The organism is Gordonia pseudamarae, assembly GCF_025273675.1.
Taxonomy (GTDB): Bacteria; Actinomycetota; Actinomycetes; order Mycobacteriales; family Mycobacteriaceae; genus Gordonia; species Gordonia pseudamarae.
Map to the genome: position 1 here is coordinate 1139774 of NZ_CP045809.1, position 17980 is coordinate 1157753.

17 protein-coding genes and 7 tRNA genes are annotated in these 17980 nt (G+C 67.7%); 17 read left to right on the forward strand and 7 right to left on the reverse strand.

Annotated elements, in window-relative coordinates:
• Nucleotides 1-126 precede the first annotated feature (126 nt).
• The gene (locus tag GII31_RS04925) at nucleotides 127-2148 is read right to left on the reverse strand and encodes an NAD(+) synthase (protein WP_213247337.1); all 2022 of its coding nucleotides are present in this window, start codon (nucleotides 2146-2148) and stop codon (nucleotides 127-129) included.
• A 180-nt stretch (nucleotides 2149-2328) separates the two neighbouring features.
• Between GII31_RS04925 and GII31_RS04930 the strand changes: the two genes are divergently transcribed.
• Nucleotides 2329-2763, forward strand: coding sequence for a HipA N-terminal domain-containing protein (locus tag GII31_RS04930; RefSeq protein WP_213247339.1), 435 nt, complete (start codon nucleotides 2329-2331; stop codon nucleotides 2761-2763).
• A complete protein-coding gene (locus tag GII31_RS04935) occupies nucleotides 2747-3304 on the forward strand; it encodes a type II toxin-antitoxin system HipA family toxin (RefSeq protein ID WP_213249864.1) in 558 nt (185 codons plus the stop codon). Before GII31_RS04930 ends, GII31_RS04935 begins: the two co-directional genes overlap by 17 nt.
• Before the next feature lie 149 nt (nucleotides 3305-3453).
• Here GII31_RS04935 and GII31_RS04940 read toward each other — a convergent pair whose 3' ends face one another.
• Nucleotides 3454-4509, reverse strand: a complete 1056-nt coding sequence (locus GII31_RS04940; RefSeq protein ID WP_213247341.1) for an MBL fold metallo-hydrolase — start codon at nucleotides 4507-4509, stop codon at nucleotides 3454-3456.
• A gap of 147 nt (nucleotides 4510-4656) precedes the next feature.
• Between GII31_RS04940 and GII31_RS04945 the strand changes: the two genes are divergently transcribed.
• Nucleotides 4657-5865 (forward strand): CaiB/BaiF CoA transferase family protein, encoded by a 1209-nt coding sequence (locus GII31_RS04945; protein ID WP_213249866.1) that lies wholly within the window; start codon nucleotides 4657-4659, stop codon nucleotides 5863-5865.
• On the opposite strand, the gene GII31_RS04950 is transcribed toward GII31_RS04945, so the two are convergent.
• Complete coding sequence (locus GII31_RS04950; RefSeq protein WP_213247343.1) at nucleotides 5826-6686, reverse strand: GNAT family N-acetyltransferase; 861 nt, start codon at nucleotides 6684-6686, stop codon at nucleotides 5826-5828. The genes GII31_RS04945 and GII31_RS04950 overlap by 40 nt on opposite strands.
• A 97-nt stretch (nucleotides 6687-6783) precedes the next feature.
• Here GII31_RS04950 and GII31_RS04955 point away from each other — a divergent pair, with 97 nt between their 5' ends.
• The 4 genes from GII31_RS04955 to GII31_RS04970 all read left to right on the forward strand — a co-directional run bounded on the left by GII31_RS04955 (nucleotide 6784) and on the right by GII31_RS04970 (nucleotide 9559).
• Entirely contained in the window at nucleotides 6784-7362 is a 579-nt protein-coding gene (locus GII31_RS04955; protein ID WP_213247346.1) for a hypothetical protein, read from the forward strand.
• Nucleotides 7363-7430: 68 nt separating this feature from the next.
• On the forward strand, nucleotides 7431-8111 hold the full coding sequence (locus tag GII31_RS04960) for a YcnI family copper-binding membrane protein (protein WP_260840318.1): 681 nt from the start codon (nucleotides 7431-7433) through the stop codon (nucleotides 8109-8111).
• Entirely contained in the window at nucleotides 8104-8625 is a 522-nt protein-coding gene (locus GII31_RS04965) for a copper resistance CopC family protein (protein ID WP_213247349.1), read from the forward strand. The genes GII31_RS04960 and GII31_RS04965 overlap by 8 nt, the downstream gene beginning before the upstream one ends.
• A 4-nt stretch (nucleotides 8626-8629) precedes the next feature.
• Nucleotides 8630-9559 carry a copper resistance D family protein gene (locus tag GII31_RS04970; protein ID WP_246222111.1) on the forward strand — a complete coding sequence of 310 codons (930 nt, stop codon included), beginning with the start codon at nucleotides 8630-8632 and terminating at the stop codon, nucleotides 9557-9559.
• A gap of 14 nt (nucleotides 9560-9573) precedes the next feature.
• Here GII31_RS04970 and GII31_RS04975 read toward each other — a convergent pair whose 3' ends face one another.
• Entirely contained in the window at nucleotides 9574-10494 is a 921-nt protein-coding gene (locus tag GII31_RS04975) for an alpha/beta fold hydrolase (protein WP_213247351.1), read from the reverse strand.
• A gap of 124 nt (nucleotides 10495-10618) precedes the next feature.
• On the opposite strand from GII31_RS04975, the gene GII31_RS04980 reads away from it, so the two are divergent.
• Nucleotides 10619-11509 carry an alpha/beta fold hydrolase gene (locus GII31_RS04980; protein WP_213247353.1) on the forward strand — a complete coding sequence of 297 codons (891 nt, stop codon included), beginning with the start codon at nucleotides 10619-10621 and terminating at the stop codon, nucleotides 11507-11509.
• Nucleotides 11510-11641: 132 nt separating this feature from the next.
• Nucleotides 11642-11845, forward strand: coding sequence for a PIN domain-containing protein (locus GII31_RS04985; RefSeq protein ID WP_213247355.1), 204 nt, complete (start codon nucleotides 11642-11644; stop codon nucleotides 11843-11845).
• Nucleotides 11846-11965: 120 nt separating this feature from the next.
• On the opposite strand, the gene GII31_RS04990 is transcribed toward GII31_RS04985, so the two are convergent.
• A tRNA-Lys gene (locus tag GII31_RS04990) sits at nucleotides 11966-12038 on the reverse strand.
• Nucleotides 12039-12342: 304 nt separating this feature from the next.
• On the opposite strand from GII31_RS04990, the gene GII31_RS04995 reads away from it, so the two are divergent.
• The 7 genes from GII31_RS04995 to GII31_RS05025 all read left to right on the forward strand — a co-directional run bounded on the left by GII31_RS04995 (nucleotide 12343) and on the right by GII31_RS05025 (nucleotide 14943).
• Nucleotides 12343-12415, forward strand: a tRNA-Glu gene (locus GII31_RS04995).
• Nucleotides 12416-12456: 41 nt separating this feature from the next.
• Nucleotides 12457-12530: transfer RNA gene (locus GII31_RS05000), tRNA-Asp, on the forward strand.
• Nucleotides 12531-12563: 33 nt separating this feature from the next.
• Nucleotides 12564-12637, forward strand: a tRNA-Phe gene (locus GII31_RS05005).
• 188 nt (nucleotides 12638-12825) lie between these two features.
• Nucleotides 12826-12898, forward strand: a tRNA-Glu gene (locus GII31_RS05010).
• Between the two features lie 41 nt (nucleotides 12899-12939).
• A tRNA-Asp gene (locus GII31_RS05015) sits at nucleotides 12940-13013 on the forward strand.
• 33 nt (nucleotides 13014-13046) lie between these two features.
• A tRNA-Phe gene (locus GII31_RS05020) sits at nucleotides 13047-13120 on the forward strand.
• A 200-nt stretch (nucleotides 13121-13320) separates the two neighbouring features.
• Nucleotides 13321-14943, forward strand: a complete 1623-nt coding sequence (locus GII31_RS05025) for an AMP-binding protein (protein ID WP_213249870.1) — start codon at nucleotides 13321-13323, stop codon at nucleotides 14941-14943.
• A gap of 73 nt (nucleotides 14944-15016) precedes the next feature.
• On the opposite strand, the gene GII31_RS05030 is transcribed toward GII31_RS05025, so the two are convergent.
• On the reverse strand, nucleotides 15017-15277 hold the full coding sequence (locus tag GII31_RS05030; protein ID WP_213247357.1) for a metal-sensitive transcriptional regulator: 261 nt from the start codon (nucleotides 15275-15277) through the stop codon (nucleotides 15017-15019).
• Nucleotides 15274-15675, reverse strand: a complete 402-nt coding sequence (locus GII31_RS05035) for a DUF302 domain-containing protein (protein WP_213247359.1) — start codon at nucleotides 15673-15675, stop codon at nucleotides 15274-15276. The genes GII31_RS05030 and GII31_RS05035 overlap by 4 nt, the downstream gene beginning before the upstream one ends.
• 145 nt (nucleotides 15676-15820) lie before the next feature.
• On the opposite strand from GII31_RS05035, the gene GII31_RS05040 reads away from it, so the two are divergent.
• A complete protein-coding gene (locus GII31_RS05040; RefSeq protein ID WP_213247361.1) occupies nucleotides 15821-17974 on the forward strand; it encodes an MMPL family transporter in 2154 nt (717 codons plus the stop codon).
• The last annotated feature ends 6 nt before the right edge of the window (nucleotides 17975-17980 follow it).

The following is a 17980-nucleotide window of genomic DNA, read 5'->3' on the forward strand; positions in this document are numbered from 1 at the left end:
GTACGGGGTTTCGAGGCTCGGTCGCGGAGCGACCTCGCACCTCAACCGGCGGGGTGTCGCTGGTTGAGGTGCGACGAGCCGCTGGGCGAGGAGCCTCGACAGCCGGTGAGATGAGTATGTTCGCAACTACTGTCGTAGTTGGTCGAGCCAGGTGCGGGCCGACACGTCCGACGGCGAGCGCCAGTCACCGCGCGGCGACAGCGAACCGCCCGAGCCGATCTTGGGCCCGTTGGGCATGGCGGTGCGTTTGAACTGCGCACCCATGAAGCGGCGCAGGAACTCCGCGAGCCAGTGGTCGATGGTGGCGTCGTCGTACTGGTTGCGACGATCGGTCGGCATCATCTCCGACCACGGTCCGCGGGTCACGTCACCCCAGGCATGCCGGGCCAGGAAGGCGACCTTGCTGGGGCGGTAACCGAATCGGGTGGTGTAGTAGAGAAAGAAGTCGTGCAACTCGTACGGGCCGACGGTGTCCTCGGTGGATTGCACGGCGCCGTCCTCACCGGGTGGGACGAGTTCGGGGGAGATCACGTCGTCAAGGATCTCCCGCAGCGTGCCGGTGGTGCGCGCCGAGTATTCGCCGGTGTCGATCATCCACCGGATCAGGTGCTGGATCAGGGTTTTCGGTACCGACGTGTTGACGTTGTAGTGCGACATCTGGTCGCCCACACCGTAGGTGCACCAGCCCAGTGCCAGCTCCGACAGGTCACCGGTGCCCAGCACGACCGCCCCGTGATGGTTGGCCAGCCGGAACAGGTGGGAGGTGCGCTCACCGGCCTGCACGTTCTCGAAGGTGATGTCGAAAACCTTCTCGCCGTTGGCGTACGGGTGTCCGAGGTCGGCGAGCATCTGCTCGCACGAGGGCCGGATATCGAGTTCGGTGCCCGACACGCCGAGTGAATCCATGAGCTCGTGCGCCCGGCGCAGGGTGGCGCTGCCGGTGGCGAATCCTGGCATCGTGTAGGCTAGAATGTTGGTGCGCGGCAGCCCGATCCGGTCGAAGGTGTCGACGGCGACGAGCAGTGCGAGGGTCGAGTCGAGGCCGCCGGACACACCGATGACGATCTTCTGCAACCCGGTCGAGCGCAGTCGTTGCGCCAGTCCCTGCACCTGGATGTTGCGCACCTCTCGGCAGCGCATCTCGCGGTCCGCGGTGCCGGTGGGCACGAATGGGAACCGGGGCACCAGCCGGCGCAGCGCGTCGTCGGCGTCGTCGAGGGTGCCCAAGCGCACCGGAATGCGCCGCAACGGTGTCAGCCGGTCGCGCAGGTCGCCCGCCTGGTCGCGCAGGCTGATCATACGCAGGCGTTCCTGTCGCAGCCGATCGAGGTCGATGTCGGCGGTGATGATCTGGTCGGCCATCGAGAACTGTTCGCTGCGGGCGAGCAGGGTGCCGTTCTCGGTGATCAGTGCGTCTGCGTCCCAGGCGAGATCGGTGGTGGACTCGCCGTAACCTGCGGCCACGTACAGATGGGCGGCGATGCAGCGGGCGGAATGCCCGGTGCACAATGACTTCCGGTACGACTCCTTGCCTACGGTGACCGGGCTGCCCGACAGGTTCGCCAGCACGGTCGCCCCCGCCAGGGATGCCCAGGTGCTCGGGGGGATCGCCACCCAGCCGTCCTCGCAGATCTCCACGTGCAACGCGAATCCGGGCAGGTCGGTGGCTTCGAAGATGAGGTCGGCACCGAACGGCACCGTGTGCCCGAGGACGGTGACCGTGTCGGTGACGGCATCGCGGGCGGCGGAGAAGTACCGCTGCTCGTAGAATTCCCGATAGTTGGGCAGGTACGACTTGGGCACCACCCCGAGCAACTCGCCGTCACGCAGGACGGCCGCGCAATTGAACAGGGCGTCGCCCACATTCAGCGGCAGCCCGACGGCCACCACCGGGCGCAGACCACGGCTGGCCTCCAGGATCCGCGCCAATCCGGCGAGCGCGGCGTCGAGGATCGCGTCCTGTTGGACGAGGTCGTCGATGCTGTACCCGGTGAGCCCGAGTTCGGGGAACACCACGAGCGCCGAGTCGTGTGCGGCCGCCTCGCGGAGGAGTTCGACGGTACGTTCGGCGTTGAAGGCGGGGTCGGCGGCCTTGATGACCGGCACGGCCCCCGCCACGCGGGCGAATCCGTGGGAGTAGACAGACACAGCTGTGAGCGTAGCGGGCGGCGTTGTGCGGTCGCGTCTGAGTTTGCTGTTGAACCCGGAAACCGGGTCTATCGGCAAACTCGGACCGGGTGCCGATAGACCCGGCGACGCCCTCGACCCGATGTGGACCGACGTCGGTCGCGTCCGGGCCATTGAGTCCATCCCCAAGCGGGTGCGTCATTGAACGACGCCCTGGACGTGTACATCGACGTCGGCGGTGAGCCCGTCCGGGCCGGTGTCGCCTATTTCACCGAGCACCGACACCGAGTGGGCACCACGTTCACCTACGATCCGTCATATCTGGCCCGTTCCGTTCCCGGGGATCTCGAACCCCGTCTGCCCCGGGTGGGTGGCCAGCAGTACGTCGACGGTCTGCCGGGAGCATTCGCCGACTCGGCACCCGACCGGTGGGGACGTAACCTCATCGACAAGGTCGTCGCGCAGCGCAGCGCGAAACCTCGCAGCGGCTGCCCGCTGCCACCGCGATCGACTATCTCGTCGGCGTCAGCGACATCACCAGACAGGGCGACCTCCGATTCGCCGACCGGAATGACACCGACGGCTTCCTCGCGCCGGGACACGATGTGCGCCGAGGCTCCTGGCCAAGGTTGGTGATCGAAATTCGTTACTTATCAGTCGATTTGATCGATCTGGTGTAGCGCGTATCGGCTATATCTCGGCGATGACGTTGCTCGGTGCCCGCGACGGCGACGAACGTGACTACGCCGATATCGCCGAGGCGCTGCCCGATTACGGCGCGTCCGTCAAGGCGGATCTCGCCGACCTGTTCCGACGCGTCGTCTTCAATGTCGCCATCCACAACACTGATGACCACCTGCGCAACCACGGCTTCCTGCGCACTCAGGGCGGTTGGTCGTTGAGCCCGGTCTTCGATGTCAACCCCGAACCCGACATCCACAAGCGCAGGGTGATGGGCATCGTCGGCAGCGTCGACGACGAGCCCGCCGCGCTCCTGGCGTTCGCCGACGAGTGCCGACTCACCAGCACGCAGGCGTCCGCGCTGGTGCGGGAGGTGGCCGAGGTGGTGGCCGGGTGGCGAGAAGCGGCAGCGCGCAATGGCATCCGTGCGCGCGATATCGAGCCCTTCGCGGAGGCCGTCGAATACGGCCTCGCCGTGCTCGGGCAGATAGCCTGATCACGGGGTGGGCCTTTCGAGTCGGGCTCGCGCATACCGGATCAGATGAGCAGCGTGCGGCACGACGCACCGCGGTCACCACAAGACGCCGGAGCCGACAGGCCGTCGCCACAGGCGTCAACGTATCAATGCGCTGCGACAGCCGAGTCTCAGACGGGAACTGCGACGACCGACCAGCGTTGGGGGAGTCCGCCGTCGTGGGTGAGGATGCCGCGCGACTCCAAGACGGTGAGATGGGCATGGGTTTCGCGGGTCGCCATCCGCCGCAGGGGCAACAGCAGATCGTCGAAGGGACGTGACCACGACACCGAGCGGGCGATCTCCCAGGCGGTGATCTGCGGATCGGCGGCGACGGCGGCGGTGATCTCATCGAACCGTTCCTCGTGATGGGACAGCAGGGCGGTGACGCGCTCGGCCAGTCCCCGGAAGCGGTACTCGTGCGACGGCAGGGCCTCCACGTCGGGGAGCTGTTCGGTGTGCGCCAGCGACACCAGGTAGGCCGCGAGCGGGTCGGTGGGCTGGAAGATGGTGGTGGACACGTTGGGGCTGATGCGCGGCAGCAGATGGTCGCCGGTGAACACCGTGCCCGCGTCCTCGTCGAGAAAGCACAGATGGCCGGGCGTGTGCCCGGGCGTCCACAGCGCCTTGACGTTCCAGCCGGGCAGGTTCAGCGGCTGGTGGTCGTCGAGTTCGACGTCGACGGTGCGCCCGTCGGGCAGCCTGGTGAACGAACGCATCCCCGTCTCGGGGATGTCGGTGGGAGCGCCGAGTCTGGCGAGTTGCTCGGTGGCCCAGGTTTGTTCGCGCTCGATCTCGCCCTCGTCGCGGAACCGCATGAACTTCGCGTCGTTGCCGTGCATGGCGAGGGTGAAGTCGGTGTGTTCGAGCAGCCGGGGCACGAGTCCGAAATGGTCGGGGTGCAGGTGGGTGATCGCGACGTACCGGATGTCGGTGATGTCGTGCCCGGTGGCGTGGATGCCGTCGACCAGTGCCCGCCATGTCTCGTCGGTGTCCAGGCCGGTATCGATGAGGGCGATGCCGTCGGGCAGGACCAGTGCGTAGACCAGGGTGTACCGCAGCGGGGACTGCGGCATCGGCACCGGAATGGACCACAGGCCGGGCCGGACCTCCTCGATCGGCGGTAGCGTCTTGGCGAGCCAGGCCTCACGCTGGCTGTGACCGGTTATTTCCACGGTGGACGTCATCGTGTGTGGCCTCCTCAAGGACGCGCAGGGCTGCTCCTCCATGAGACCACACATCTCGACAGCCATTCGGGAAGGGTTACGATAGCAAACCGGCGCGGCGGCGGAGCCGGGTTGACCACCGTGGCCGTCATCGGCGATCGTTGCGGCATGGATCGTGCGCAGCCGGGAACGCTACCGCTGGACGGGATCACCGTCGTCGCCCTCGAACAGGCCGTGGCCGCCCCGCTGGCCACCCGGCACCTCGCCGATCTCGGCGCCCGCGTCATCAAGGTGGAGCGGCCCGACGGCGGCGATTTCGCCCGGCGCTACGACGCCGACGTCCACGGCCTCGCCTCCCATTTCGTATGGCTCAACCGCGGCAAGGAATCGATCGCCCTCGACCTGCGTGACCCCGGCGACAACGCCCTGCTGCACCGGCTGATCACCCGCGCCGACGTGTTCGTGCAGAACCTGGCACCCGGCGCGGCGGCCCGCCTCGGCTTCGGCGCCGACGACCTGCGCGCCGATCATCGGCGGCTGATCGTCGTCGACCTGTCCGGGTACGGCGACGACGGACCATACCGCGACCGCAAGGCCTACGACATGCTGATCCAGGCTGAGACCGGGCTCATCTCGGTCACCGGAACCCCTGATGCCGCCGCCAAGACCGGTATCCCCGCCGCCGACATCGGCGCGGGTATGTATGTGCTCACCGCGGTGCTGGCGGCGCTGGTACGCCGGGGTGTCACCGGGGAGGGGGCGACGGTGTCGGTGTCGATGTTCGACGCCATCGCCGAGTGGATGACCCACCCGCTCTACATCCGGCTGTACGGCGGCAGACAGGTCGAACGCGCGGGCGTGGGCCACGCCGCGATCGTGCCCTACGACCGGTATCCGACCGCAGACGGAGAAATCCTGATCGGCGTGCAGAACGAACGCGGCTGGGAACTGTTGATGACCGAGGTTCTCGGCCGCCCCGAACTCGTCGACGACCCGCGCTACGCCACCAACATCGCCCGGGTGCGGCGCCGCGCCGAGGTAGACGCCCTGATCGCTGCCGAGACGGCCACGTTCACCACCGGTGAACTCGATGAACGGCTTGCCGCCGCCGGTGTGCCCGCGGCCGAGATCCGCGAACTCGACGGCCTGGCCGATCATCCGCAATTGCGGATGCGCGAGCGCTGGCGCACCGTCGGCACCGAGAAGGGCGAGGTACGGGCGGTGCTGCCACCGATGACGTTCGCCGATGTCGAACTGGCCATGGGCGATGTGCCGGCGCTCGGTGAACACACGGAGAAAATCCGCGCCGAACTCGCCTGGGCGCCATGCCGCGACGGCTATTCCGGGGGCGGCCCGCCTACCGGACCGAACACGTAGGCACCGGACCGCAGGAACGTGACAGGGTCACGGTCGGGACCGTCGACCAGTGGAGCCAGCGCCTCACGCAGCGCGATCCGCCAGCGTGCGGCGACCAGCGGTTCGGTGCGGCGCATCGACTCGATGTCGCCGGGCACCGGCACCACGACCGTGGCGGCATCGGAGATCACCCCCGGTTTACCCTGCGGATGATCATGGTCCTGCATGTCGATCGCGTACACCACCCCCGGACCACCTGGGTCGACGACGGGCGGGTCGGGCACCGGGACGTCGAGCGGCCACGACACGAACAGCCGGTCGGTGGCATCGGTGCCGGCGAGTTCCAGCCCGAGCTGCCCGTAGAAGTCGACCAGATAGTCGCGAGGCCGCGCACCCAGCTTGACCAGGTTGAAGTAGGCGTTGCGCGACACCAGCGGATCGAACGTCCAGGTGATCTCCGACAGCCCGCGCTCGATCGCCCACTCCCGCTGATACAGCTTGAGCGCGTGACCGAGGTTGTGGCCGCGGCCCAGCCTCGACACCCCGGTGATGTGGCTGTGCAGGGTGGTGCCGGCGGGCGCGCCGAAGAACCCGACACTGCCTCCGGCGAGGACACCATCGATGAATGCGCCCACCACATAGTTGCCGGTGTGCGCCAGCGTACGCAGCGTGTCGACGCCGATGACCCGGTTGCTGGGGTCCGGATGCCACACGTCATCGAAGACGTTGGCCAATGCGGCGAGATCATCGGAATCGGTGAGTTCACGGATCACCACATCGCGCTGTGTCGTCAGTGGGTCGGCCGAATGCTTCGGTGCCGACCCCGCGGGCGTAAGGGCCATGACTCGATTCTGTCATCTGTCCGTGGTCCCGGAGCCGGTTGCCGCGCTCTCGCGTGTGTCGGGAGAACCGGACATCGTGGCCGATGAATGACATGGGATGCTGGAACCCGTGAAATGCGAGCGAGGAGACGTGCTGCCCGTCCGGGCGACGATCGCCCTCGCCGTGCCCGCGCTCGCCGCGGCCGCTCACGGTAGGGCGGGCGATGTGTCCGCGTCGGCGTCGGATCTGGTGCTGCTGCTCGGGGTGGGCGCGCTGGCCGCGCTCGTCGCCGTGCCCTCGCAGCATGCCGCGTCGGCCGCCGTGCGTCGGCCGAAGTTGTCGATGCTGCGGACCGCCGGGGTGTTGTCGGCGGCGCAGATCTGTGCGCACCTCGTGCTCGCGGCGGGCACCCACGTGTCGCCCGGCCACGGCCTCGGGATGTCGTGGTCGATGGTGACCGCGCACGCGGTGGCGACCGGGCTGACGGCCGTCGTGGTCGCGGTGGCCGCCCAACTCGCCCATCAGGTCGGGGTGGTGCTGGTCGCCGCACGCCGCCTCGTGGCCGGGCACGAACATTCGTCGCGGCGGGCGCCCGCACCGGTCTTCGGTGTGGTGCGGGTGCCCTCGTCGGCCGCGCTGAGCGGTGCCGGCGGTGTCCGGGGGCCTCCGGGAACGGTCGCGGTACCGCACCTGTGACCACTGCGCGCCCGGACCGATGTCCCGGTACGCTCCCTGCTGTTGCCTGAAAGGCATTGAACTTCATCATGTTTCATTTCAATCGGTCGTCCGCGACCGCTCTCTGTGCTGCCGCGGTCCTCGGCGGAGCGTGCGCGACGCTCGGCGCCGGGGCCGCGCAGGCCCATGTCAGCGCCAACGCACCCACCCTCACCCAGGGTGGCTACGGGGTGGTGACCTTGGTGGTGCCCAACGAATCGGACACCGCGTCCACCACATCGGTCACCGTCACCCTGCCCCGGCTTAAATCGGCCCGACCCGAGACGACCACCGGCTGGAAGGCCGAGGTCACCAAGGATCCCCGGACGCAGGAGGCCACCGCGATCACCTGGACCGCCGAACCCGGCACACCCGGTGTGCCCGTCGGGCAGTTCGCCCAGTTCCGGCTGGCCGGCGGTCCGTTCCCCGACCAGAACACCGTCGAACTGCCCGCCGTGCAGGTCTACTCCGACGGCCAGAAGGTCGCCTGGGATCAGAGCACACCCGAGGGCGGCGACGAACCCGAACATCCCGCGCCCACGTTGACCCTCCCCGAGGGTGACGGCCACGACGGCCACCACGGCACACCGTCGGTGGCGGCGGACACCGACGGCGAGGGCACCGACACCGTCGCCCGCTGGCTCGGCGGTGCCGGACTGGCCGTCGGTATCGCCGGTGTGGCGTTCGGGGTGGCCGCCGGACGTCGGCGCCCGGGTGGATCCGATGCGTAGCCGCGGGCTCGCCGCGACCGTCCTGGCGCTGCTGCTGGCGCTGGTGGGAGTGGTGTTCGCCGCGTCCGCGGCGGCGCACTCCGGGCTCACCTCGTCGGTACCCGCGCAGGATGCTCAGCTGACATCCGGTCCGGCCGAGGTGGTGCTGACGTTCAACGAACCGCTGCAGGAACAGTTCGCGGTGATGACCGTCGTCGGCCCCGACGGCAACTACTGGCACGACGGCACCGCGGTCGTCGACGGCCCGCGGGTGCGGGTGGCGCTGCGCCCGCTCGGGCCGGTCGGCGCCTACACGGTCAACTACCGGGTCACCTCCGCCGACGGACACCCCGTCGAAGGGCAGCGCCGTTTCACGCTGACCGTCGTCGGTACCGGCACACCCGGCACGTCGGCGAGTGAGGATTCCGGCTCCGGTGACGGTGTTCCGGTGTGGCCGTTCATTATCGGCGCGGTCGTCGTCATCGCGGCCGGTGTGGGCGCGATGTTCGTGCTCTCGCGCCGCCGGAAGAGCTGACCCGGTGACCCCGGCCGACGGCCGCACGCGCGCCCTGCTGGTGGTTGCCTGCGTGCCGGTGATGGCCGTCGGTCTGGTCGCCGCCCGGTTGTCGGGTGCGGCCGGCGGCGCCGCCGACACCGCCGGTGCCGGCTCGTTGCCGGCCGTGGTGACACTGGCCGCCGCGGTCCTGCTCATCGGTCTCGGCACGTTGCCCGCCCTGGGCGCCGCACCGTCGCCGATGGCGGTCGGCGTGGTCGGCGGGGTGTGGGCGGCGGCGTCGCTGGTGGCGGCGTGGGCACGAGCGGCCGACCAGGTGGGTGTGGGTGTGGGTGAGGTGGCGCTCGGACAATTCTCCGAGGTGATGCGTCACGGTGCTCCCGACCTGGTTGCCGCGACGTGCGCGCTCGCCGTCATCGGCTGGGCATGCGCCGACCTGATCACCGACACCTCGGTGCCCGTGCAGTCGGTGGCGGTGCTCGGTGGCGTCGGCCTCGTCGCCGTCGCCATTTCGGCGCACCCCGGCACCCACGCGGTGATGCCGGTGCTGGTGGCGGTTCATGCGCTGGCCGCGGCCTGGTGGTGCGGCACGCTCGCCGCGCTGGTGCTCTCGGTGCGCGGCCGGTCCGGCTGGGCACGATCGCTGCCGCGGTTCTCCGAACTCGCGCCGTGGGCGGTGCTGGCGCTGGTACCGACCGGGGTGGTGTCGGCGATCATCGAACTGGGGTCGGTGTCGTCGCTGTTCACCACGGGGTACGGGCTGATCGTCGTCGGCAAATCGGTCGGACTGGGCCTACTGGTGGCGATCGCGGCCCGGCATCGCCGCCGTTGGGTGCCCGACGCGGCCCGGCATCGGGGCACCGAAAATCAGGCCATTCGCCGGGCCGCGACACAACTCGCCGTGATGGCGGTGGTTCTGGGGCTGGCGGTGGGGCTGTCGGTCACCGCCCCCTGACCACCACGTGCGGGCTACCGCTTTTTATCGGGCCGCTCGACATCCCACACGGCGTTGAGTTCGTCGATGAGGTCGGTGGCCATGTGCAGCGTCGACAGGTGGCTGTCGCCGGGCAGCGGATACAGCTTGGCATCGGGCAGCAGCGCCACCATATGCTCACCGTGCGAGAACGGGATGATGTGGTCGGCGTCGCCGTGCCACCAGCGCACCGGGACCTTGATGTCGGACACCTGGAAACCCCAGTCGGAGGCGAAGGCGAGGATGTCGGCGAACGGGGCATCCATCTGCCGCCGCCCACCGAAGATCAGGTCGTTGAGGAACATCGCCGAGAACTCGGGCCGGGCCAGGGCCTCACGGTCGGCCTTGGGGGAGGTGAGCCCGTACAGCTTGACCGCGGTGTCGCCGAACGGACGGGCCACCGACAGAACCGAACTGATCACATGACCGATGGGGGCACCGGCGACGCGGACCAGCGGTGCCGCGCGGACGCCGAGTTCCATCGCGCCGCCACCGATCCGCTCCGGGCCGACGGTGGGTGCGACGCCGCCGAGGATGCCGACCGTCACCACCCGGTCGGGAAACGCCGCCGCCGTCGCCAACGAATACGGCCCGCCACCCGACAGCCCGATGACTGCGAAGTCGTCGATGCCGAGCGAATCGGCGACCGTGGCCAGGTCGGCGGGGAACTCCGAGATCGACGCGTACCGGTGGGCGGTCGACGCGCCAACCCCCGGCCGGTCCAGGCCGATGATCCGGAAGCCCTTCTCCGCGGCGTAGGCACGTGCCTGCAGTGGGATCTGCCGACGTGCACCAGGCGTACCGTGCAACCAGAAAAATGTGCGCCCACCAGGCTCGCCCCATTCGGCGAAGCCCATTCGCCGACGCTCGCCAACCTTGATCGATCCTTCGATCTTCGGACGTTCGACTTCCATCATGCGCAATAGAATCGCATGGTGTGGATCACACTGTCACCATCGGGTCCCATTCACCACAGTCAAATGTCAGACATGTCGGATACGTGGCCCCCGCGCGGGCGGTGAGCGCGTACCGTTTGAGGTTGTGAGCCCTGAGATTCTGCAGCGCGCGCAGCGCAGCGTCCGCCATCTCGTGCGTCCCTACCCGCTGCGCGATATTCCGGCCGGCTCGATGCTTGACCTGCCCGGACGCGGCCGGACATTCGTCACCGACTCCGGTCCGCGGGACGCACCGGCGGTCATCCTGCTGCATTCGGTGCTGACCACCGGGCTGCTGTGCTGGTATCCGGTGATTCCGGCGCTCAACGAGCGCTATCGCGTCATCACCCTCGACCACCGGCGTCACGGCCGGGGCATCAGATCCGACGACTTCTCCCTCGACGACGCCGCCGACGACACCGTTGCCGTCGCCGACGCACTCGGCGTCGACAGGTTCACCGCCGCCGGCTTCTCGATGGGCGGCGGTATCGCACAACTCATCTGGCGGCGGCATCCGGGGCGGCTCAACGGAATGGTGCTGTGCTCGACCGGTCCGTTCTTCTCCGAACAGGATCCGCGCGCCCAGGCCGTCGCCGACCGGGTCGGTCGGCTGGCCACCCCCGTCTACCGGATGCTGCCGAAGTCCGTACGCCTGGACGACACCGACGCGCACACCACCGTGTGGGCGTTCCGGCAGTTCTTGTCCACCTCGCTGCCCGACTTCGGGATGTTCGGAGAAGGGCTGGGGCGCTTCGACTCCCGCGACTGGCTCGGCGACATCGACGTCCCCACCTCCGTGCTGGTGTCCACCCGCGACAAGGTGGTTCCGCCGTCCCGGCAACAACTGCTCCTCGACGGCATTCCCGGCGCCCGGCGTTTCGAGGTACACGGCGGGCACGCCTGCTGCGTGCTCGGTGCCGAGGACTTCATCGCACCTTTCGGTGCCGCCGTCGACGCGGTCGCCATTCGGGGCACACTCGCACCGCCGACTCCGTGACCGGCTCGCTCTCGGACCCCGGACGCGGTTTCCGCGCTCCCGGGTGGACACAGAGGCTGCGCTCGATGCGGTACGCGGACGCACCGCGGGCGATCGGTGGCGTCACCGGGTTGTGGTACGGAGTCCGATGCGTTGCGTTCCTACCCGGACAGCGGTCCGACGATCGTCTCGAGTGACCTGCTTGAGACGGAACCGCGCAGGATCGGGGTGCGCAGTCTCGACGCGCTGCACCTGGCCGGTGCGCCGGGTATCGACGCACCGGTGATCGCGACCTACGATCTCGGGCCGGCCGAAGCGGCCCGTGCGCACGGCCTGAAGGCTGTCGCGCCGGAGTGACCCACGCGGGATGGCCATTGTTCGGTGAATGGCCCAGGGAATGGCCACTGTTCAGGGGAAGTGTGATTCACCTCGAGTCAAAAATCCCCGCCCGACCGTGAGGTCGACCGGGGATTCGCGTGCCCCCACCAGGGCTCGAACCTGGGACCTGCGGATTAAAAGTCCGTAGCTCTACCAACTGAGCTATAGGGGCAGCAGTGCCTTGCGTCAGCGAGGCACGGATGAGTGTACACGGCGATCGGAGACCGTTTTCGGGGGCCTTGACCGGCGTCGCGGCGGCTTTGTCGGCGCCCGGACGGGAGAAATCGCTTGGTGGACGTCGATGACGGTGCGCGGGCGTAAGAGGAGCGTTTTCCTTGGTGATTGGGTCGCCGGGTATGTCCGGTTCTCGATTGGCCTGCATAGGGGGCCGCGACCGGAGAAAATATGACCTGAACAGGTGATTTGTAGTTTTCTGCTGCCGTGTCATAAGCTGATGCGGCTCCCAACGGGAACCGGCCCCCTTCGTCTAGCGGCCTAGGACGCCGCCCTTTCAAGGCGGTAGCGCGGGTTCGAATCCCGTAGGGGGTACGCTGTTCGAGCCCCTACGGGTGAGGGCAACAACAGAATATGGCCCTGTGGCGCAGTTGGTTAGCGCGCCGCCCTGTCACGGCGGAGGTCGCGGGTTCGAGTCCCGTCAGGGTCGCTTTATGGTTTCGGTTTCGTGCCGGCGCCGTCCGGCCAGGTAGCTCAGTTGGTACGAGCGTCCGCCTGAAAAGCGGAAGGTCGTCGGTTCGATCCCGACTCTGGCCACTCTCGAAAGCCCACCCCACGCGGGTGGGTTTTTCTGTTTCCCGATGAGGTTCGCGGCGGATCCTCGGGTCCGGGCCCGGCCGGCCGAAATGGGGTTCGTGGCTATGCTGACCTGCTGGTTTGGGAAATATCAGGGTCATGTCATAAGCTTGTGCAGCTCCCACGGGAGTGGCTCCCAACGGGAACCGGCCCCCTTCGTCTAGCGGCCTAGGACGCCGCCCTTTCAAGGCGGTAGCGCGGGTTCGAATCCCGTAGGGGGTACGCTGTTCGAGCCCCTACGGGTGAGGGCAACAACAGAATATGGCCCTGTGGCGCAGTTGGTTAGCGCGCCGCCCTGTCACGGCGGAGGTCGCGGGTTCGAGTCCCGTCAGGGTCGCTTTATGGTTTCGGTTTCGTGCCGGCGCCGTCCGGCCAGGTAGCTCAGTTGGTACGAGCGTCCGCCTGAAAAGCGGAAGGTCGTCGGTTCGATCCCGACTCTGGCCACTCTCGAAAGCCCACCCCACGCGGGTGGGCTTTTCTGTTTCCCGACACCTGTGCGATCGCCGGCTTTCGCTGGTACCGATCAACCGCACGGCGCGGTAGGCGACCGTTCACCGTATTGTCTGCCGAGGCGCTTCGGGTGTGAGGCGTGTCGTCGTAGGCTGGGACAGTTGTCAGATTCACAGGTGTACCAGGAGGAAGACATGTCGACGGCCAGCGCTCCCGTCCCGAATCGGTCCGAGATGAGCCCGCTGCGGTTCCTGGAACGCTCAGCGAAGGTCTTTCCCGACCGTACCGCCATCGTCTACGGCGGGCGCAGCTATACCTACGCCGAGTTCGCCGACGAGGCGCAGCGTCTGGCGCGGGTCCTGGCATCGAAGATCGAACCGGGTGAACGGGTGGCTTATCTGGCGCCGAACATTCCGGAGATGCTGATCGCGCACTTCGCCGTTCCGCTGGCCGGGGGTGTGCTGGTGGCGCTGAACTCGCGTCTGGCGGGTGCAGAGCTGGCATACATCCTGAATCACTCCGAGTCGACGATCCTGGTGGCCGACGCCGAGTTCCACAGCACCGTCGCCGCCATCACCGACGTGATCCCGAGCCTGCACACCGTCGTCGAGGTGGACGATCCGGAGTTCGGGACACCGGCGGGGCCCGACGAGATCGAGGGCCTGGTCTCCTACGCCGATTTTCTGGCAGGCGCCGAGGACCTGCCGGCCCGGCCGTGGACCGTCGACGACGAGAGCGCCGTCATCACCATCAACTACACCTCCGGCACCACCGGAAAGCCCAAGGGCGTCATGTACACCCATCGTGGTGCGTACCTGAACTCCTTCGGCGAGACCTTCCACAACCAGTTCACCGGCCACACCCGCTACTTGTGGACGCTGCCGATGTTCCACTGCAACGGCTGGTGCACACCGTGGGCGGTGACTGCCGCCTCGGGTACTCACATCTGTCTGCGGGCGGTGCGCGCGGACGCCATCTGGGCGGCCATCGACGACCTCGGTGCCACTCACATGTGCGGTGCCCCGACGGTGTGTACGACGATCGTCGGTGCCGATCAGGCGCACGAGTTGGACCGGCCGCTGCGTATCACCACCGCCGGTGCACCGCCGTCGCCGACGGTCATCGGCCAGCTCACCGCCCTCGGTATCTCGGTGGTGCACGTGTACGGACTCACCGAGGTGTACGGGCCGTTCACCATCTGCGAATACCAGGACGCCTGGGACGAGTTGCCCGCCGACGAGCGCGCGCAGAAGTTGTCCCGGCAGGGTGTGTCGATGGTGCAGGCCGAGGATGTGCGCGTCGTCGACCGCGAGGCCCGGGGTCTGGTGGACGTACCGGCCGACGGCGAGTCGATGGGCGAGATCCTGCTGCGCGGCAACAACGTGATGGCGGGCTACTTCAAGGATCCCGACGCCACCGCGGAGGCCTTCGCCGGTGGCTGGTTCCATACCGGCGACCTCGGCGTCATGCATCCGGACGGCTACGTGCAGCTGCGCGACCGGGCCAAGGACATCATCATCTCCGGCGGCGAGAACATCTCCACCGTCGAGGTGGAACAGGCCCTGGTCAGTCACGACGCCGTCCTGGACGTCGCCGTCGTCGGGGTGCCCGACGAGAAGTGGGGCGAACGCCCGCGCGCATATGTGCTGCTCAACGACGGAGCGACCCTGACCGCGGGTGAACTCATCGAGTATGCACGAAAGATGTTGGCGGGATACAAGATTCCGCGAGACATCGTCTTCCCCGCCGATCTGCCGCGCACCTCCACCGGCAAGGTGATGAAGTTCGAACTCCGCAAGCAGGCCGCGTCGGAATAGGGTTGGCCGCCCACACATCGCGGTCAGTTCCGGATTCCGGAGCTGATCGCGATGTTCTTGTGAGAGTTCGGGGTCACGCCAGGGCCAGGAAGAGCTTCTCCAGCTTTCTGGAGTCGACGTTCTCGGGGCCCTCGGTGATGATGCAATGTTGGAGGCCGGTCGCGACCAGGGCGTAGCCGCTTCGGCCGAGGGCCTTGTTGACGGCGGCGAGCTGGGTGAGGACGTCCTCGCAGTCCTGGCCTTCCTCCAGCATCCGGATCACCGTGGCGAGGTGACCGTGGGCACGTTTGAGGCGCGTGACGATGGGTTTGGTGCCTTCTTCGGGGATCTTCACGCGACGGCTCCGGTGAGAGTGTCCAGCATCGACCCGAGTAGTGTGCGGGCCTCGGTGGCGACCACGTCGAGTTCGGCGGTGCCGGTGAACGCGGGCATGACGCCCGGATCCATGATCTCCACCAGTGAGCCGTCGCCGTGGGCGCTGACCACGACGTTGCAGGGCAGCAGGGCGGCAACGCGCGGGTCGGCCTGCAGTGCCTGATGGGCCAGCTGAGGCCGGCACGCGCCGAGAATGATCTTCGGGGCGACGTCGACGTCCAGCTTCTTCTTCAGTGTTGCCGCGATGTCGATCTCGGTGAGCACACCGAAACCGACACCGGCGAGAGCTTCACGGACGGCGGGCACCGCCTGCTCGTACGGCAGGTCGAGTGTGCGGCTCATCGTGAATTCGGTCATGTCGGCCTCCTTGCCGGTTCTTTCCTGGACAACAACCATCATTGCATAACCCCCCGGGGGGATGCTAGGTTCGCCATGTCACATCCCCCTAGGGGGTTAAAACCCGGGGTCTATCGCAGCCTGGGTCTATCGCAAGGAGTGCCACATGTCCGACGTCACCACCGGCCCACCCGATATCCGGCCCGGCTCCACCGCGTCGCCGCTCGCGCGCCTCGGTATCTGGGTGAGCGAACACGGCAAGATCGTGACCGCCGTATGGGTGCTGCTAGTCGTCGGGCTCGGTATCTTCGCCCCGTTCGTGGAGAAGAACCTGTCGGGCGCCGGCTGGCAGGCGCAGGGTTCACAATCCGTGCAGGCGCGTGAACTGGCGCAGGAGCACTTCGGTGGCAACGCCTCGCATGCGATTCAGGTGGTCATCCGCAGCGACGACGCTCCGCTCACCGACGGTGACGGTCCCGCGATCATCGCCGAGGTCACCCGGATCCTCAAGGCGGACAGTCGTATCGCCGAGGTCGTGGCACCGCAGCCCGGTGCTACGCTCAGCGCCGACGGCCGTACCGCCGTCGTGCTCGGCGGAGCGGGTGCCGATACCAATGAGATGGTCAAGGCCGCAACCGATCTCAAAGATCCACTACACGAGTTGTCCACCGCCGTGATCTCGGTCAACCCCACCGGGTCATCGATGCTGTGGTCGGACTTCAACGCCGCCAACCTCGAAGCGATGCTCACCTCCGAGATGCTTTCGTGGCCGGTCACCCTGATCATCCTGGTGCTCGCCTTCGGAGCGCTGGTGGCGGCCGGAATGCCGCTACTGCTCACCCTGGCCGGCCTGATCGCCTCCGCCGGATCGCTGGTCCTGATCAACATGATTGTGCCCGTGTCGATCTGGGCGATGAACTTCGCGATGATGTTCTCCCTGGCGCTGGGTATCGACTACGCGCTGTTCCTGCTGGTCCGCTTCCGGGCGGCCCGCATGGGGCAGGGACTGTCGACGCGGGAGGCGATCGCGCAGACGATGGACACCGCGGGCAAGGCCGTGCTGCTGTCGGGGATCACGGTTCTGGTCTCGCTGTCGGCTGTGATGCTGGTGCCCTCGCCCTCATTCCGGTCGATGGCCGGCGGAATCATGCTGTCGGTGGTGTACGTCCTGGGTGCGACGCTGACCCTGCTGCCGCTGGTCATGGTCAAGCTCGATCATCGGCTGAACAAGTTCGCGTTGCCGTGGGCCACGGCCGGTGAGCATCGCTCACCGCTGTTCGAGAAGTGGGGTGAACGCCTGTGGAAGCATCCTGTCGCCTGGGGTGCCGGAGCGCTGGCGATCCTGCTGGCACTGGCGATCCCGCTGGCCGGTTTGCAGACGGCGATGCCGTCGATCGCGGTGCTGCCCTCGGACGCCAGTGCGCGGGTCGGCTACAACGATGTCAAAGCGGCCTTCGGTGACGGTGCGCCCGGTACCCTGCAGATCATCACCGAAAGCGTGAAAGCCGATGAGGCGCAGCGGGTCCTGAACGACGAATCCGGCATCGCCGGAGTCCTGCCGGCGATGCCCGCGACCGACGGCAGTGGACTGAGCATGATCACCGCCGTCCCGTCCGTCGACCCGTCGGACTCGGCGCTGGCCGGCACCGTCGACAGACTGCGCGCCGATCTGCCCGACGGATCACTCGTCGGCGGTGCAGCCGTGGAGAACATCGACCTGAAGAACCAGCTCGATTCGTCCACACCGCTGGTCATCGCGGTCGTCCTGCTGCTCGGTTTCGCGTTGCTGCTGATCGCGCTGCGAGCCCCGCTCATCGCCTTGCTCGGCACGCTGGTCAGCCTGCTGTCCACCGCCGCCGCGTTCGGTGTGGCACGGCTGGTGTTCCAGGACGGGATCGGCGCGGGACTCTTCGGATTCGAATCCCAGGGCTTCCTCGACGCGTGGGCGCCCGTGTTCTTCTTCGCGATGATCTTCGCCATCGCCATGGACTACACGGTGTTCCTGCTGTCCTCGGCGAAAGAACACTGGGAACGTTCCGGCGACCCCAAGGAGGCGATGATCGGGGCGGTCGCGCATTCGGGCCGGGTCATCTTCGCCGCGGGCGGGGTGATGGTGGCCGTCTTCTTCACCTTCTCGCTGTCCGGTCCGCTGCCACCGAAGGAGATGGGCATCATCCTCGGTGTCGCCGTCCTGCTCGACACCCTGCTGGTGCGGCTGGTGCTGCTGCCGGTGCTGCTGCGCCTGACCGGTCGCGCCGCCTGGGCCTGCCCGGCCTGGTTGGCCAGGATCCTGCCCAACATCAGCTTCGCCCACAATTGAACCCGA